This window comes from Mesorhizobium wenxiniae, assembly GCF_002284535.1.
Classification (GTDB): domain Bacteria; phylum Pseudomonadota; class Alphaproteobacteria; order Rhizobiales; family Rhizobiaceae; genus Mesorhizobium; species Mesorhizobium wenxiniae.
The window spans coordinates 501161-518451 of sequence record NZ_NPKH01000020.1 but is presented as its reverse complement, the minus strand read 5'-3'; the positions used below and the strand labels follow the sequence as shown (position 1 = coordinate 518451).

The following is a 17291-nucleotide window of genomic DNA, read 5'->3' as shown; positions in this document are numbered from 1 at the left end:
GCGTGAAGCAATCGACCCGGCGTGGCATCGGTCCGCGCCGGGTCTCGTGCCTGCCACACTTTCCCGGGTTATGATGACCGCAACCGACACTATGCCAGAAGCTGCCGCCCGCCGCAGCTGGGCCGAATGGCTGGACGGTCACTCGGGCCGGATCATGGTGCTGCCAGCCGTCGTCGTGCTTCTCTGTTTCGCGATTTTTCCACTCATCATCTCGGCCTATCTCGCGCTTTCGCGCTTTGCACTCGCGTCGGGCGGATTCACGCTGAAATTCATCGGCCTTTTGAACTTCCGCAAGTTGCTGGTCGGCTCACAGCAGTATCACCTGCTCGGCAAGTTTGGCACGTTCGGCTTTGTCCAATGGGCTTTGCTGGCGTTGATAGCGGCAGCGCTGCTTTTTCTTCTCGCCCGCTATCTCTGGCGTGGCAGGCCGACGATCGCCGGCATGGTTGGTCGCCTTCTCGCGACGGCAACGGCTATGGCCCTGGCGGTACTTGCGCTGGCCACCATGGCGCCGGGCGGCGTGCCGGGGACCGTCGTCAACACGCTTCTCTACGTGTTCGTCGGCGTATCCGTGCAGTTCGCACTGGGGCTGGGCCTGGCGCTCCTCTGCGGGCAGCCAATCCGCGGCCGAAATTTCTTTCGCGTCCTCTTCTTCATTCCGTTGATGGTCACCCCGGTCGGCATCGCCTACACGTTCCGCATGCTCGCCGACATGCAGAAGGGCCCCTTCGCCCCGCTCGTGCGCGCTTTCGGCATCAGCGAGTGGTCATGGGCCACAGAGGCCTGGTCGGCGCGACTCATGGTGTTGGTTGGCGACACCTGGCAGTGGACGCCGTTCATGTTCATCGTGCTGCTGGCGGCCATTGAGAACCAACCGCGCGATCAGGTCGAGGCGGCGCGGCTCGACGGAGCCAACGGCTTCCAGATTTTTCGCGACATTACCTGGCCAGCGATCGCGCCGATTGCCGCTACCGTCGTGCTGATCCGGCTGATCGAGGCTTTCAAGATCATCGACCTGCCGAACGTGCTCACGGGCGGCGGCCCTGGCCTGGCAACGGAATCGATGACGCTCCATTCCTTCATATCCTGGCGCACCCAGGATCTCGGCGGCTCGGCCGCTGTCGGCTACATGCTCCTGTTAATCTCGACCATCGTATGCGTCTCGTTCTTCAACTTCGTGGTCCGGCCGGCGCGCCGGTTCGAAGCATGAGCGCCGAGCCGCGCTCACTGGCGCGCCGGCTGTTCGAGCCGGCCTCGATCGACAGCCAGGCGCCGGTCACCAAGATCGTCACCTATGCGCTGCTGTTCCTGTGGGCGCTCGTTGTTGTGATTCCTCTCTACTGGGTGTTGATCACCTCCTTCAAGGGGCCTGGAGAGGTCGACAACGGGCCGTTCTATCTCCCGTTCGTCGACTTTGCCCCCTCGCTGCAGGCATGGGATTTCATGCTCGTGCAGAATTACACACTGCGCCCTTATATGAATTCCGTCGTCGTCGCGTTGGCCAGCACGCTGCTCGCAGTCCTGATCGGCTCGCTGGCGGCCTACGCGCTCGTGCGTATCCGCTTCCAGGTGAAACTCGCCGCCGTTGCAATCTTCCTGATCCTGCTCACCGCAATCATCGTCGCAGTGGCCACTTTCGGCGTGCGGTGGGAGATCGCCATTGCCGTGGCGGCCGCTCTCTTCATCATTGCGCTGTTCACGCTCGTTGGACGCACGAAGCTTGCGGTCGGCAATAACGACATTGAGTTCTGGATGATCTCGAACCGTATCATGCCGCCGATCGTCGCCGTATTGCCGATCTACGTGATGTTCCAGCAGATGCGCCTGCTCGACACGCAGGTGGCGCTGATCGCCACCTACACCGCCATCAACCTGCCGATCGTCGTGTGGCTGACGCGCGATTTCTTCGCCGGCATCCCGCTCGACCTTGAGGAGAGCGCACAGCTAGACGGAGCCTCCAAGTTTCGCGTGTTCTTCACCATCGCGCTGCCGCTGGTGCGATCCGGCTTGGTCGCGACTTTCCTGCTGGTACTGATCCTTGCCTGGAACGAGTATCTGCTGGCCCTCTTCCTCTCCAATGCCGATGCGCAGACGATGCCGGTGCTTGTATCGGCACAGAACACGACCCGCGGTCCGCAATGGTGGAATATGTCGGTGTTGATCACCGTGATGATCGCCCCCGTGATCGTCATCTCCAGCATCCTGCAGAAGCACATCGCGCGCGGGCTGCTGGTCGGCGCAGTGAAGGGCTAGTCGATATGCGGGTCACCCTGTCCGATATCTACAAATCCTTCGGCGCGGTCGAAGTCGTCAAAGGGCTCGACCTGGAGATCGAGGACGGTGAGTTCCTCGTGCTGCTCGGCCCTTCGGGCTGCGGCAAGACGACGGCGCTGCGCATGGTCGCCGGGCTTGAATCGGTGAGTTCCGGCCGCGTCCTCATCGGCGACCGCGACGTCACCCACGTTCTGCCCAAATATCGCGACGTGGCGATGGTGTTCCAGTCCTACGCACTCTATCCGCATATGACGGTCGCGGAGAACATCGCATATCCGCTGAAGCTGCGGGGCGTGCCGCGCACCGAACGCGACGCCTCCGTCCGCAGCGCCGCCGTCAAGGTCCACCTTGAGGAGTTCCTCGACCGCTATCCACGGCAGCTTTCCGGCGGTCAGCGGCAGCGCATCGCACTCGCCCGCGCCATGGTGCGGCGGCCGAGCGTCTTCCTGATGGACGAGCCGCTCTCCAATCTGGACGCCAAGCTGCGCGGCCACATGCGCTCGGAGCTGAAACGCCTGCAGGCGGATCTGGGCGTGACGACGATATACGTCACCCACGATCAGATCGAGGCCATGACCTTGGCTCACCGTGTTGCCATCATGAACCGCGGTGTCGTGCAGCAGATCGCGACGCCCCGACAGATCTACGACGATCCGGCGAACCTGTTCGTCGCCGGCTTCATCGGCTCGCCGCCGATGAATTTTCTCCAGGGCGAGCTCGTCCAGGGTGCGTTCGCCTGCGCAGAAGGGCGATTTGCGACCAGCGTTGCCGAAAGCCGGAAAAAGGTCACTGCCGGCCTCCGGCCCGAGGATTGCCGGGTCACCGGCGCATCGGAGGGCAAGATCGCGGCGCGGGTCTATGCCGTGGAACTGATGGGCGATCATACCTTGATCACCTGCCAATTCGGTGGGGCCACCGTAACGGTCAAGGCCGATAAATCGGCGCATTACGATATGGATGAGCCGATCGGGATCACATTCCATGACACTGCGGTCTTCCTGTTCGATTCGGAAACCGGCACCCGCATCGGCGGCCGCGGCCGTCGAGAAGCGGCCGCGTGACTCTCGCTAATTCTCCTCCACGAACACCTCTTCGCGCTTCTTCTTGACCGCCGGCAGGAAGACGATGACGAGCACGGCGAGCGCGATGAAGAGCAGGCCGGCGCTGATCGGCCTCGTCACGAAGGTGCTCGGGTCGCCGCGCGCGAGAATCATGGCGCGGCGCAGGTTTTCCTCGAGCAGCGGCCCGAGCACGAAGCCGAGCAGCAGCGGCGCGGGTTCACAGCGCAGCTTGGTCAGGAGGTAGCCGAGGAAGCCGAAGAAGGCGACGGCGTAGAGGTCGTAGACGTTGGTGTTGACGCTGTAAACGCCGATCGAGCAGAACGCCATGATGATCGGGAAGAGCACGTAATAGGGGATCGTCAGGAGTTTTACCCAAAGCCCGATCAGCGGCAGGTTCAAGATGATCAGCATCAGATTGCCGATCCACATCGAGGCGATGATGCCCCAAAACAGCGCCGGCTGTTCGATCGCGACATTGGGGCCGGGCACGATGCCCTGGATGATCATCGCGCCGATCATCAGCGCCATCACCGGGTTGGCCGGAATGCCGAGCGTCAGCATCGGGATGAAGGAGGTCTGCGCGCCGGCATTGTTGGCCGATTCCGGTCCGGCGACGCCTTCGACGGCGCCCTTACCGAATTCCCCCGGGTTTTTCGATACGCGCTTTTCGACCGTGTAGGAGGCAAAGGCTGCAAGGATCGCACCGCCTCCCGGCAGGATGCCGAGCGCCGAACCGATGATCGTTCCGCGCACGATGGGCGCCGCCATGCGTCGAAAGTCCTCGCGGGTCGGCATCAGGCCGGAGACCCTTCTGATCAGCACGGAGCGCTCGTGCTCGTTTTCGAGGTTGCGCAGTATCTCGGCGACGCCGAAGACGCCGACCGCCACCGCGACGAAATTCAGCCCGTCGGCATATTCGCGGATGCCGAGCGTGAAGCGCGGTGTGCCGGTATAGATGTCGGTGCCGACAATGCCGAGCAGCAGGCCGAGCACCACCATTGCCAGCGCCTTGACAATCGAGCCGTGGGCGAGCGCGACGGACGAGACAAGGCCGACGATCATCAGCGAAAAATACTCGGCTGCGCCGAATTGCAGCGCGATCGCCGTCAGCGGCGGGGCAAAGATGGCGACGAGGAAAGTAGACACCGTGCCGGCGAAGAACGAGCCAATTGCCGCGATGGCGAGTGCCGCACCGGCGCGGCCGTTCTTGGCCATCTGGTAGCCGTCGATTGCAGTGACGGCTGACGAGGATTCGCCGGGCATGTTGATGAGAATGGCGGTGGTCGAGCCGCCATATTGCGCGCCGTAATAGATGCCGGCGAGCATGATCAGGGAGGAAACCGGGTCGCCGATCTGGAAGGTGATCGGCAACAGCATGGCGATGGTCGCGGTGGCGCCGATGCCTGGCAGGACGCCGATCAGCGTGCCGAGAAGGACGCCGATCAGACAGAAACCGAGGTTTGCCAGCGACGTGGCCGTCGAAAAGCCAAGCGCGAGGTTGTCGAGGAGTTCCATGTTCAGCCCCTCACAATACCAGCCATGAGGGCAGCCACGGGCCGAAGCGCCGGAACGGCAGGCCGAGCGCATAGCTGAAGACGAGGAACGCAAACAGCGTCAGGCCCGCGGACAGCACGAGCGCGGTCAGCGGCCTCATGCGGCCGCTGGCAAAGGATGCGATCAGCGCCGTCAGGAAGATCGAGGGGATGAAGCCGAGGCCGCGCACGGTCAGGCCGAAGAAGATCGGAGCAGGGAGGATGAACAGCATGCCGCGCCAGGCTATATGCCCGATCGGCTCGCTCTCGAAGCGCACCGCCTGGATGAGGATGACGGCGCCGAGCAGGATCAGCACGATCGCCAGGACCAGCGGGAAATAGCCCGGTCCCATGCGGAAAGCAGTGCCGATTTCGAGGCCGAGCGACTGCAGCGCGAAGAATCCGCCGAGGAAGATGAACAGCGCGGCGCAGATGCCGTTGGTCGTGTCGATTACGAAAGGTTTCATGTCGTCCTCCCAGGCCCGCGCCGCGGGCGCGCCGGTGCAGTGCGAAAACGCGGCCGAAGCGAAAACGGGGCGCTGGTGGCGCCCCGTTTCGAACCTCAGTCGGCGTACTGGCCGGCGGCTTCGATGATCGGCTTCCAGCGCGCGATCTCGCCTTCCAGCTTGGCCTTCAGCGCGGCCGGCGTCGCGTCGGCGTCGGACGACGGCTTGGTGCCGAGCTCGGCGAAGCGGGCGGCGACGTTCGGGTCCTTCAGTGCGACCTGAAGCGATTTCGACAGGCGCACGGTGACCTCGGCAGGCGTGCCCTTGGGCGCGTAGAGGCCATGCCAGATGCCGACCTGCACCTCAGGGAGACCGGCTTCCGTCGTCGTCGGGAGATCCGGCAAAACATCGAGGCGTTCCGGCGAGGTCACGGCGTAGGCCTTGATCGTGCCGCCCTGGATCTGCTTGGTGGTATTGGTCGTCTGATCGCACATGATATCGACCTGACCGCCGAGAAGGTCGGTCATGGCCGGCCCGGTGCCCTTGTAGGGCACGGTGACCAGCGGAGTGCCGATCGCACTCATGAACAGCATACCGCACAGATGCGAGGCCGCGCCTATACCGGCATTGGCAACGGTGACGGTATCCTTGTTGGCCTTGGCGTAGTCGACCAGCCCCTTCAGATCGGTCGGCTCGAGGTCCTTGCGGCCGACGATGGTCATCGGCACCTCGGTGACGAGACCGACATATTCGAAGCTGTTCAGCGTGTCGTATGCGAGCTTTCGGTACAGCGTGGCGCTTGTCGCCATACCGATGTGGTGGAGGAGCAGCGTATAGCCGTCCGGCTCGGCGTTCGCGACGCGACCGGCGCCCAGTGTGCCGCCGGCGCCGCCGACATTCTCGACGATGATCTGCTGGCCGAGATCCTTCGACATGGCTTCCGCGACGAGGCGCGTGACCGTGTCGGTCGGGCCGCCGGCCGAAAACGGCACCACGACAGTGATGGTGCGTTCAGGATAGGTTTGCGCGCCCGCAGCGAACGGATAAAGCGTGACGGCTGCGGCGGCGGCCAGAGCGGCGGCGAACTTTCTCATCGTGATTTCCTCCCAGGATATAAATTCCCAACCGTTGCCTAGAGTTCCTCTCAACGCCGGCTGTGGATGGAGCAATAACTAGCGCAAGCTAGCGGATTGCAATCGGACTCAAACCGCAAACTGCTATTATACACAAGTCCGCGCAATAAGGTGGAAAGGTGCCATCGAGCCGGAGGCGGGCCGCGGAACGCCCAGTGGTCGAGGCTGATGGCAAATTTAACGAGCACCGGTTGCGAACCGCCCTGCGCCCTTCTCCAGACTATGGGGTAGAGGTGGAGATCCGCTTGCATGATGCCGAGTTGCGAATGGCATGTTCGACGCCGCGGAGTTCGGCCAATCCTTTGAGCCGCCCGATGGCCGGATAGCCGGGCTGGGCCCCACGCGTCAGGTCATCGAGAATATCCTGGCCATGGTCGGGACGCATCGGGATGACCGCGTCCTGGCGTCCTTCCTTCTGACGCCGCGCTTCCTCGTGGAGCAGCGCCGCCACCACCGCCACCATGTCGGCGTCACCGGCAAGGTGCTCGTCCTCGTGGAACGAGCAGGGGGTGCCGGCCGCTTCCTTGCGGACGTTGCGCAGATGCGCGAAGTGGATTTTTGGTCCCATCCGCTCGATCATGCCGGGCAGATCATTATCCGGTCTTGCGCCGAGCGATCCGGTGCACAGTGTCGCTCCGTTGGCCGGGCTGTCGACTGCGTCCAGAATGTACCTGTAGTCGGCCTCGGTCGACATGATGCGCGGCAGGCCGAGCAGCGGAAACGGCGGATCATCGGGGTGGCAGCAGAGACGCAGGCCGAGGCGTTCGGCCGTAGGCACGACCTCCGCCAGGAAATCGACGAAATGCTGGCGCAGGGTTGTTGCGCCGATGCGGTCGTAACTTGACAGTTGAGCCGCGAGACCGTCGAGAGACGTGTCTTCGGTCGAGCCGGGCAGACCGGAATTGACGCTTCTTGCCAGAATCTTCCGCGCATCCTCATCCATCTGCGCGTATCGCCGCTCCGCCTCGGAGACGATCTCCGGTGTGTAATCGCCGAGCGCCCCTTGGCGTTTCAGGATATGGATGTCGAAGGCGGCGAAGTGGATCAGATCGAAACGCATGGTGGTGCCGCCATGCGGCAGGCGCCAGGCAAGATCGGTGCGGGTCCAATCGAGCACGGGCATGAAATTGTAGCAGATGACCGAAATGCCGGCCCGCGCCAGGTTTTCCAACGATGTCTTGTAGTTGGCAATATGACTGCGCCACTCGCCGACCTGCGTCTTGATCGCTTCGGAAACCGGCAGGCTCTCGACAATCTCCCAGTTCAGATCGCTCGCGCTTCCATCCGGCAAAGACGCGACTTCGCACTGACGTCTTTCGATTTCGGCGGGCAGCCAGACGGCGCCGTGAGGAACGTGGTGAAGAGCCGTGACGATGCCTTGCGCCCCGGCCTGACGCGCATCCGCGATCGTCACCTTGTCGACCGGGCCGAACCAACGCCACACATGTCTCATTCGAACACTCCGTTAAAAAGGATCGCCATGCGGTCCTACGCCCGCGCATCCCGCCGCGGTGACCGACCCGCTGCTCCTCTTCATGGGCTGCTATCAGATCCCGATGTACCTGACACCCATCCTGCCCCGGGAGGCCAACGGCGATGCTCCAACCACGCGAATGGCGATAGCGGCTGCCTCAACGAACGCCAGCGCGAAGCTCCTGGCTAGAGCAGCGCTTCGTATAAATCTCCGATCTTTTCAACTTCGAAATCCGCTGCTCTGCTCTTCAGGAGGGCGACAGAAGTGGGGTGGTCCAGCATCTCAGCCATCGCCTTTGCCAGGGCCGCGGCATCGCCGACCGGCACCAAGGCGCCGAAACGACCGTCACCGAGAATCTCGCGCGGGCCATGCGGCGCATCTGTGGAGACTACGGGGACGCCAGCAGCCATGGCCTCGACCAACACATTGCCGAAGCCCTCGCTCGTCGAGGAAAGGACGAACAGATCGGCTGCGGCATAACAGGCCGCGGGATCGTTGACGTAGCCGGCAAAGAGCACATCGGCGGCGGTACCGGATTCCTGGGCATAGGTGCGCAACTCGGCAGCCAGCGGACCTTCGCCGAAGATTACAAGCCGAGCGCGGCGGCCGGCGCGCAGGATAGCGAAGGCCTGGAGCAAGGTCCGATGATCCTTGACCGGCACCAGGCGCCCGGCGGTGGCGATGACCGGGCCATCGCCCATCGTCGCCAGCTTTGTCTGCCATGTATAGGAATCTTGCTGGAGCGCCGCAGCCGGTGGCAGCGGATTGTTGATGACGACAACCTTGGATTTGGGAAAGCCGCGGGCCGCAATGTCGCGGCCGACACCCACTGAGACGGCGATGGCTTTGGTTGCGCGCGCTGCAACCAACGCGGAAAACCACACCGCTATTCTCGCGCCGAGGCTGCTGGAAGGCAGTGAGGCCGCCGCGTGGAAGCTTGGAAAGAACCGCGCTCGGCTTCGCGCCAAGAGAAGTGCCAGCGCCACGACCAGATTGGCAAATTCGGGGGCGCTATAGACCGCATGCGGACCAAGGCGGCTGAACAAAAGTGCGCTTCGCACGATGCCTTTCAGCGTCTCCCACTTGCCGTAACCCTCGCCCCGGATGGGAAGGTCGAAATCGACAAGATGCACCGCGGGGGAGCGCAGCGCGGCGTTGGGTCCTTCAGCGTTCCAGGTAAAAAGCGTGACATCGTGGCCACGTGATGCCAATTCATTTGCCATGAGGACGAAGACACGCTCGGCGCCGCCGCCCCTGAGACTGGCAATGTGAAAAACAATGCGCTTCGCCATGCCTGGATTCAGGCTCGGCTGACGTCGATGCCTGATCGGTTCGTCGGCTGGCGCATGTCGCGAACGATGCCCATGGCAATGGCCAGCAACATGCCCAGCGCAAAGCCGGCGAAAGCTCCCAGGCCTGCCATCAGGGGGGTGCGGGGCGGCCACGAGCGTCCCGGTGGCGGCACGGCGGTGGAAATCACCTGTACATTCGTGGTGTCGATCTGCTCGCGCTCGGTGATTTGGCGCGAGCGAGACAGGAAGCTTTCATAGACCGCCCTCCTCGAGGCGGCGTCGCGTTCAAGTTCACGCAGGGCGACCTGGGACTCGCTGTCGGTGAAAACATTGTTCTTCAGATCGTTCATCTTGGCGCTGAGAGAAGCCAATGAGGCGTTGGCCTTATCCAAGTTGGCTTTTGCGGTGCCGACCGTGCGGGCGAACTCTGCCCTGAGTTGAGAACTGACGGTCTCGAATTCTGTCCTAAGCCGGACAATCGTCGGGTGGCGCGGACCAAAGGTCATGGATTGTGAATCGATTTGCTGCCGCAGGCTATTTGCCTTGTCGCGCAGTGCTGCGAGTGCTGCCGAAACCGCGGGGTCAGGATTGGCTCCATTGACACCGGCGGCAACCAAGGCGTGGTAACTTGCCTGCGCTGCGATGACGCGCGATTGCGCCTCTCCAATTTCACTATTGAGCTGCGTCATCGTCTGCGAACTGACAAGCTGGCCATTGCTGGAGGACAGGTTGTGACTGCGCCTGTAGCTCTCGACCTTCTCTTCGGCCGCCTGCACGTCGCGCTTGAGTTGGCCGAGCCGGCCCTCAAGAGCAGCTGCGGCACGGCTGGCACCAGCAGCTTCGGCCTTGGCCAGTTCGTCCTGGAAAGCCTTCACTATGGCTTGCGAGATCAGGATCGCCTTGCCGGTGGTTTCTGCCGATACCGAGAGGGTTGTGACGAACGACGTTTCATCTGCAGCGACGCTGACCCGCTCCGCCAGGCTTTTCTGGGCGATAAGCTTCGGATCGGACTTGGCGCCACTCGCTGCAGCACCAGACGTGGAGGAGCTCTGGTCCGGGTCGAAAAACTCCGGATCCCTGGCTAGACCGAGTTCGTCCACTACCCGTGCAAGCACGTTGCCCGAGGTCAAGATGCGCTGCTTGCTGCGCGCGTTAAGTATTTGGCTGTCGACCTGGCCCGGTTGCGAGTAGAGATCGTTTTCCACAACCTGCAAATTGGCAGGATTGATGAGGATTTCTGTCGTAACGGTATAACGCTGTTTGCTCAGCAACCCATAGGCGGCGCCGATGACGCCGCCGGCCACTGCCAGCATCAATGCCAAGACGAGCCCGGCACGCAGCCAGACAAACAGGCGTCGAAAATCGAGCTCAAGGAAATCGCCGATCTTGTCGAGCGTCACCGTCGGGACAGGCTCGGGCGTGTGCGGAGTGACAGGGGCGGAGGTGCGTGCCATGACGGGGGCATCCTGTTGCAGCCTTGCCCTGCTGGCGCGCCGTGCATTGGCGATCCGCTCGAGTGCGCTGATATCGGAATCCGCTGCAGAGGGAGGGGTTGTGCCGGAAGCGGCGGACATGGTGCTAACTCTTGTTATTCGCTACGCGGGCCAGCACTACAGAAAGATCGTTAACATCTCATTTTCCAAGTTGGCATATTTTGCCGAGTCACACGCCGCGTCCGTTCGGCGGTCCCTTGAATGGATCTCGTTGGCCAGAATGCCGCTTGAATACCCCCATTTGGATGGGCCATGAGCTATCCCGCTGCCGCATCGGAACGATTGCTGTCCAGCCAGGCGCGCCGTCAGAACGCGCTGTCGATTCTGTTTTTCCTATGCGCTGCGCTGGCGTTCCTGCTCCGCTTCACGGTTTCACCGCAGATTATGAACATGGTCGTCGACTATACGGCCGACGGTGGTTCATTCTACGAGAAACTGCATTTCGGCACCTATGCTATCTTTCTGCTGCTTCCGTTCGTTCTTTTCAGCCGGCCGTTTCTGCTGCAGGGCGACGAAATTGGAATCTTCAAGGCTTTGCTGCTCTATTCTGCGCTGATTTTCGCGCTGGTGCCGTATCTGTTCGTCACCGGCCGTGCGGGCTCCTCAGGGTTCATCATCGATACCTATCTGGTGGCGGGCGCCGCAGGCCTGTTGATGCTGGCCTTGAACGCGGAAGTACGGCGGGCGTTGGGCGACGTCGTGCTTGGAATGGTGATCCTCAGTGCCGTGATGGGCACGATCGAAGCGGTGACTCAACATCGATTTCTGCCTTACGGTCTCAACGAACTGCAGTTCAGGCCAATCGGGCTATCGGCGCACCCGTTGGCCCTAGGCGCGCTCTGCGCCACTGTCATCGGATTCGTACCGCTGACGCGCTGGCGCATATGGGTGCGGGTGCTGGCGATCTTCGTATTGCTCGTCGGTTGTGCTGCGTCAGGCGCTCGCGCCGCCCTGTTGCTGGCTGCCGGAGAAACACTCATTCTGCTGATGTTCGTGCCTTGGCCGCGCCTGACCCTCAAGCATCAGCGGCAGGCCAAGTCTGTCGTGCTGCTGTTCGCCCTGGCGGCCGGCGCAGTGCTGGTGGCCATACTGTTTTCGGGCGGACTGCTGAACCGATTCGGCAACACGATCTTTGACGAAAATTTCATGGCTCGGGTGACGATCTACCAGGTGTTCGGACTTGTTAGCTGGAAAGACATCCTGTTTGGCATGAACGTCGACGACCTGCTGGCGATCGTCAACGAGAAGCTGCATCTGCCCTACATCGAGAGCGCGCCGGTGGTCATCATCATGCTCTTCGGTTTGCCCATAGCCGTGCTCTTTATCATGCTGGTATTCTGGTTCATTTTTCGGCTGCTGCGCGCGGCGCCGCTGCCGGCATGGATCGGCACCATGACGTTCCTGCTTGCTGCGCTGTCGAACAACGCGCTCTCGTCAAAATCGCCGGAGATCGCAATTATCGTGGTGCTGCTGCTTGCCTATAGAAACGCGCCGTATAGAAACCGGCCGAAGAGCACATCGTCGGCTGCGGCTGCATCCGAGCCGAAACCGGATCGGCTCGGATAAGACAGGCTCCAGACGCGTCAGCCGGCGCTATCCACAACCTCGACGTTGCCTGCGCGATTAAGCGTGTGAATGCCCGTGCGGGCCCATGCCGGCCCCGGGCCGATCGGGCGGGGCGGCGCAAAACGGACGTCGAAGTCGTCAAGCCTATCCAGCCGCATCAACCCGAGACCGCCGCCATAGGCTTTCGACCCGTTTTGCACCGGCAGAACTACGGCGTCATCCTGGCGAATAAAGGCGCCGCCGGGCCGAGCGGCCGAGTGATCGACGGCGATGGGATTGAGCGCATGCGCGACCCACGGCCCGCGCAGCGAGGGTGCGGAATAGACCGTCATCGAATCCGACGCGCTGCCGTAACCGAACCGCTCCGTCCCCAACAGCCAGAAGCGCCCATCCAATTCGAGCAGCGTGGCGTCATTGAAATCCTTGTCCGTCATCAGCACGGTGTCGCGTACCCAGCGATCCGGAAACTGCGCGGCGCGGTAGAGCACAAGCTCGCGCGCCGCCCCACTTTCCGGAATCATGAAAATCTCGCCGGCCTGAGCGAACACCTGCGGATACGACAGGTGGTGCATTTCCTCCAGTACCACCCTCGGCACACCGAAGGTGCCATCTTCGCCCAGCTCGGCGACAGAAATCACGCCGCGACCCGTAGCGTAGGGAAATTCCTCGACAAACAGATAGTGGCGGCCATCCCGCTCGAGGACGAATGGATCGGCATAGAATCGCTGGCCATCGTCCGGGAGGACGGTGAACGGCTTACCGTCAAGTTGCCCGGTTTCGGCGACACCTGACCCGTCGATCAGCCGATAGGCGACCTGCCAATAAAAGGGGCGCCTTCCAAGTCTGAGTTTTTGCACGGCGCGATCGACCAACCCCCTGCAGAAAAAGGGCAGATAATGCCGGACAAAACCGCCGTTCCTTAGGATCGGTGCCGGATTATCGACTACTGGCACAAGTTCGCCCGCGGAAAAACGGGCGACGCTTTGCGCAACCAGCGAGATGGCCCCAGCGAGCAGGTCGTTGCAGCTGCGAGATTGCCAGAGCCGGTCGCTGATCATCGGTCGCCCCCTGGCGACTGTGACGCCGTCGAGGCGAACGGCAAGTTCGGGCAATCGCCCGCTCGCCAGCATCTCGGCCACACCGGCGGGGAAAGTGCTGTGGCCGCAAAATTCGAGCGTCAGGACAGGCATGCCTCGTCGAGCGGCAGTGCCGGTGAGATCGATTACGAGGTCCGCTGTACCAGGACCGCCAGACGGCAACGGCTCGGAGCGGCTTGCCAATGAGGGACCGAAGCGCCGGCTCTCGATCGCCAGCACAATATCCAGTCCGCGTGAGATCGGCGCAGGCGTCGGCGCGCGGCAGCTCGAAACCACGTGACCAGCTGCGTTCAACCGTACCAGGAGCTCATTTTCCCAGCGCCGAGATCCGGCGATGTGGCCGATAATTAAAATATTAGTCAATCGAATATGTTCTTTTTCAAGACTACTCTGCCAGGATACCTATCGGTTTAGGCTTTCATAAGAGTTACCGGGGAGAACGCGGGCTTGGCTATTAATCATATATTAAGATTTAAGGTCACGGAGGCGGCTTCTGCAGCTAGTATAGCTCCTGTGGCGAATAATCAGCCGGCCGCGACGCCTTCTGGCGACCAGGATCAGCAATGAACGTCCTTTCACATCCGAAACTGCCGGTCAGGCAAAAATTGCTGATCGTCTTCGGCACGAGGCCGGAGGCGCTCAAATGCTTTCCGGTGGTGCGTGCCGCGCTTGCCCATCCGGGTTTTGTTACCGAGACATGCATCACCGGCCAGCATCGCGAGATGGTCGAGCAGGTCATCGAACTGACCGGCCTGCCGGTGCATCACGACCTCAACATCATGCAGCCCGGCCAGACATTGTTCGACGTCACCTCGCGCGTGCTGCTGGGCATGGCCGAAGTGCTGGAGAAGGCGAAGCCCGATATCGTCCTCGTGCAAGGCGACACGACCACGGCGATGACTGCGGCTCTGGCTGCTTTCTACAAGCGCATCCCGGTAGCCCATATCGAGGCAGGATTGCGCAGCCACGATATCAACTCACCCTTTCCAGAGGAACTGAACCGCAAGATTGCCGGCGACATAGCGACGTGGCATTTCGCGCCGACCATCCAGGCGCGCGACAATCTCATCGCCGAAGGAAAGGCTGCGAACACCATCTTCGTGACCGGCAACACGGTGATCGACACGCTGTTGCATTTTTCCGGCGCGATCGACGCCGACAAGTCGATGAGCGCCAAGCTCGCCGCCCATTTCCCGTTTCTCGATCCCGCCAAGAAAATGATCCTGGTCACCGGCCATCGCCGTGAGAATTTCGACGGCGGCATCCATCGCATCTGCACGGCGCTGAAGGGGTTGGCGATACGCGAGGACGTGCAGATCGTCTATCCGGTCCATCCCAATCCCAACGTGCGCTCGGTGGTCAACGCAGAACTGGGTGGCGTGCCGAATATTCACCTGGTCGACCCGCAGGACTATCTGCCGTTCCTGTTCCTGCAGAAGCAGAGCTACCTGGTGCTGACCGATAGCGGCGGCGTGCAGGAAGAAGCGCCATCGCTCGGCAAGCCGGTGCTGGTGATGCGAGAGAATACCGAGCGGCCCGAGGGGATTGCGGCGGGTACCGCCCGTCTCGTCGGCACCGATATCCAAAAAATCCTGTCCAATGCCAACAGCCTGCTCGACGATCAGGCTGCCTATCGCGGCATGGCGGAACGACACAACCCGTATGGCGATGGCCGGGCCGGTAACCGGATCGTTGAGGAATTGCTGTATCATGGCTGAGATCAAAACCGTTTCCGTTATCGGCATGGGCTATATCGGCCTGCCGACCTGTGCCATCTTCGCCAGTCGAGGGCTCGACGTCATTGGTGTCGACGTCAACGAAGCGGTGGTCGAGAAGGTCAATCGCGGCGAAATCCACATCGTCGAGCCGGACCTCGATGGTTTGATCCAGAAGGTTGTAGCCAACGGCAAGCTTAGGGCATTCAGTACGCCGCAGCCGGCGGACGCGTTTGTCATCGCAGTGCCGACGCCGATGACCGAGGACCACAAGCCTGACGTGAGCTATGTGCTCGCGGCGGCACGAAGCATCGCCTCCGTGCTGAAGCGGGGAGACCTTGTGGTGCTGGAATCGACATCCCCGGTCGGCACGACGCGCATCATGACGGGACTGCTTGCCGAATTGCGGCCCGATCTCAAATTTCCTCTGGTGCATGGCGAAGACGCCGATGTCCTGGTCGCCTATTCGCCCGAGCGCGTGTTGCCGGGAAAGGTCCTTACCGAGTTGATCAACAACGATCGGTCGATCGGCGGACTGTCGCGCAAGTCGTCGGAACGCACCGCAGCACTCTATTCGACCTTTGTTGCCGGCGACCTGTTCACGACCCAGGCCGAAAGCGCGGAACTGGTGAAGCTGACCGAGAACGCGTTCCGCGACGTCAATATCGCCTTTGCCAACGAGCTTGCGGCAGTGTGCCAGGATCTGTCGCTCAACGTTTGGGAGGTGATCGATCTCGCTAACCGGCATCCCCGCGTGAATATCCTGCAGCCGAGCCCGGGCGTCGGCGGCCACTGCATCGCGGTCGATCCGTATTTTATCATCGATGCCGCGCCTAACAGCACGCGGCTGATGGCTTCGGCACGCCGGATCAATTCCGAGCGTCCCTTGTCGGTGGTCAGAGATATAGAAGCCTTGCTCGATCCTTCCCGCAAGCAGACGATCGCTTGTCTTGGCCTCAGCTTCAAAGCCAATATCGACGATATGCGCGAGAGTCCGGCTGTTGAGGTGGTGAAGCTTTTGTCAGATATTCCCAACCTGAAGATCATCGCGGCCGAACCCAACACAAATAGGCTGCCGCCTGAACTCGAGGGTAAAGGCATCGTCTTCACCGATGCGCTTTCCGCCGTCGACCAGTGCGATATCGTCGTCCTGCTGGTCGACCATCGGCAGTTTAATCTGGTTGATCCCGAAGCGCTCAAGGACAAGAAGCTCGTCGACACAAGGGGTTTGTGGACCTGGCGCAAAGCACGCAAGCCCGACGCCCGCATCGAAGGCAAGAAATCAGCGCTCGAACACCTGGCACTTCCTGCAAGTGCCGAGGAGGCCGCATGAACGCGCACGACCCAGCATGGGCGCAGCATCGCCTATTGGCGTCACGGCGCCGGGAATTCCTTGGCGCGCCGATCCATGCGCTGACCATGGCCGAGACGCTGGCCATCGCCGATGAGGCGATGACCCTGCGGCGGCCGCTGCATCATGTGGTCGTGAATGTCGCCAAGCTTGTGAACATGCGCAACAACGCCGAACTGCACGAGGACGTGGCAACGGCGGATGTAGTCAACGTCGACGGCATCGGCGTGCTTTGGGGGGCGCGTCTTTGCGGCGTCGCGCTTCCGGAGCGAGTAGCGGGTGTCGACATCATGATCAATCTGCTGAGCCTCTGCGACACGCGGGGCTACAGGCTCTTCCTCCTGGGCGCAGAACAATCCGTTCTCGATGCGGTTAGGATGCGACTTGCCAGGGATCATCCGGGTCTCGTCGTCGCCGGCATGCGCAATGGTTATTTCAAGCCGGAAGACGAGGCCGGCATCGTCGAGGCGATCAACGCCTCGGGCGCCGACTGCCTGTTGGTGGCGATGCCGACGCCGCGCAAGGAGCGCTTTCTCAAGCGCTATCGTGACGAACTCACTCCGAGTTTCGTCATGGGCGTGGGCGGCAGTTTCGACGTCTATGGCGGCAAGGTTGCCCGGGCGCCAAAACTGGTTCAAGCGGCCGGTCTGGAGTGGTTGTTTCGCGTGGCACAGGAGCCGCGACGCTTGTGGCGCCGCTACTATGACACCAACACTGCCTACGCAGCGCTGCTGTGCCGGGAGTTATGGGGCCGTCGGGGACGCCGAAAGGTCGATCTATAAGTAAGTAACGATTGCCCCCAACAAGCGGGCGGCCCCTGGGGCTACAGCCTTGGCCCGAAGTCGGAACCGCTTTTT

14 protein-coding genes are annotated in these 17291 nt (G+C 61.9%); 7 read left to right on the top strand and 7 right to left on the bottom strand.

What is annotated here, in order from left to right:
* Positions 1-91 precede the first annotated feature (91 nt).
* The 3 genes from CIT31_RS12725 to CIT31_RS12715 are packed head-to-tail and all read left to right on the top strand — an operon-like array spanning position 92 to position 3335.
* Positions 92-1210: a carbohydrate ABC transporter permease gene (locus CIT31_RS12725; protein WP_165778425.1), complete on the top strand. Its 1119-nt coding sequence runs from the start codon at positions 92-94 to the stop codon at positions 1208-1210.
* On the top strand, positions 1207-2253 hold the full coding sequence (locus CIT31_RS12720) for a carbohydrate ABC transporter permease (RefSeq protein WP_095518855.1): 1047 nt from the start codon (positions 1207-1209) through the stop codon (positions 2251-2253). Before CIT31_RS12725 ends, CIT31_RS12720 begins: the two co-directional genes overlap by 4 nt.
* Positions 2254-2258: 5 nt before the next feature.
* Positions 2259-3335, top strand: coding sequence for an ABC transporter ATP-binding protein (locus CIT31_RS12715; RefSeq protein WP_095518854.1), 1077 nt, complete (start codon positions 2259-2261; stop codon positions 3333-3335).
* A 6-nt stretch (positions 3336-3341) separates the two neighbouring features.
* Here CIT31_RS12715 and CIT31_RS12710 read toward each other — a convergent pair whose 3' ends face one another.
* From CIT31_RS12710 to CIT31_RS12685, 6 genes are all read right to left on the bottom strand, one after another.
* Positions 3342-4850: a tripartite tricarboxylate transporter permease gene (locus CIT31_RS12710; RefSeq protein ID WP_029350468.1), complete on the bottom strand. Its 1509-nt coding sequence runs from the start codon at positions 4848-4850 to the stop codon at positions 3342-3344.
* A gap of 10 nt (positions 4851-4860) precedes the next feature.
* Positions 4861-5334, bottom strand: a complete 474-nt coding sequence (locus tag CIT31_RS12705; protein ID WP_095518853.1) for a tripartite tricarboxylate transporter TctB family protein — start codon at positions 5332-5334, stop codon at positions 4861-4863.
* A 95-nt stretch (positions 5335-5429) separates the two neighbouring features.
* The gene (locus CIT31_RS12700; protein WP_095518852.1) at positions 5430-6407 is read right to left on the bottom strand and encodes a tripartite tricarboxylate transporter substrate-binding protein; all 978 of its coding nucleotides are present in this window, start codon (positions 6405-6407) and stop codon (positions 5430-5432) included.
* 259 nt (positions 6408-6666) lie between these two features.
* Positions 6667-7899 carry a mannonate dehydratase gene (uxuA, locus tag CIT31_RS12695; RefSeq protein WP_095518851.1) on the bottom strand — a complete coding sequence of 411 codons (1233 nt, stop codon included), beginning with the start codon at positions 7897-7899 and terminating at the stop codon, positions 6667-6669.
* 206 nt (positions 7900-8105) lie between these two features.
* A complete protein-coding gene (locus CIT31_RS12690) occupies positions 8106-9212 on the bottom strand; it encodes a glycosyltransferase (protein WP_095518850.1) in 1107 nt (368 codons plus the stop codon).
* Positions 9213-9220: 8 nt separating this feature from the next.
* Positions 9221-10786, bottom strand: coding sequence for a GumC family protein (locus tag CIT31_RS12685; protein WP_095518849.1), 1566 nt, complete (start codon positions 10784-10786; stop codon positions 9221-9223).
* A 171-nt stretch (positions 10787-10957) separates the two neighbouring features.
* On the opposite strand from CIT31_RS12685, the gene CIT31_RS12680 reads away from it, so the two are divergent.
* Positions 10958-12271, top strand: coding sequence for a VpsF family polysaccharide biosynthesis protein (locus CIT31_RS12680; RefSeq protein WP_206073357.1), 1314 nt, complete (start codon positions 10958-10960; stop codon positions 12269-12271).
* 17 nt (positions 12272-12288) lie between these two features.
* On the opposite strand, the gene CIT31_RS12675 is transcribed toward CIT31_RS12680, so the two are convergent.
* A complete protein-coding gene (locus tag CIT31_RS12675) occupies positions 12289-13461 on the bottom strand; it encodes a glucosamine inositolphosphorylceramide transferase family protein (RefSeq protein WP_245316212.1) in 1173 nt (390 codons plus the stop codon).
* Positions 13462-13931: 470 nt separating this feature from the next.
* Between CIT31_RS12675 and wecB the strand changes: the two genes are divergently transcribed.
* From wecB to CIT31_RS12660, 3 genes are read left to right on the top strand one after another with little or no spacing between them, the layout of a single operon-like run.
* On the top strand, positions 13932-15086 hold the full coding sequence (wecB, locus tag CIT31_RS12670) for a non-hydrolyzing UDP-N-acetylglucosamine 2-epimerase (RefSeq protein WP_095518847.1): 1155 nt from the start codon (positions 13932-13934) through the stop codon (positions 15084-15086).
* Positions 15079-16416 carry a UDP-N-acetyl-D-mannosamine dehydrogenase gene (wecC, locus tag CIT31_RS12665; RefSeq protein WP_095518846.1) on the top strand — a complete coding sequence of 446 codons (1338 nt, stop codon included), beginning with the start codon at positions 15079-15081 and terminating at the stop codon, positions 16414-16416. Before wecB ends, wecC begins: the two co-directional genes overlap by 8 nt.
* Positions 16413-17216 (top strand): WecB/TagA/CpsF family glycosyltransferase, encoded by an 804-nt coding sequence (locus tag CIT31_RS12660; protein WP_095518845.1) that lies wholly within the window; start codon positions 16413-16415, stop codon positions 17214-17216. The genes wecC and CIT31_RS12660 overlap by 4 nt, the downstream gene beginning before the upstream one ends.
* The last annotated feature ends 75 nt before the right edge of the window (positions 17217-17291 follow it).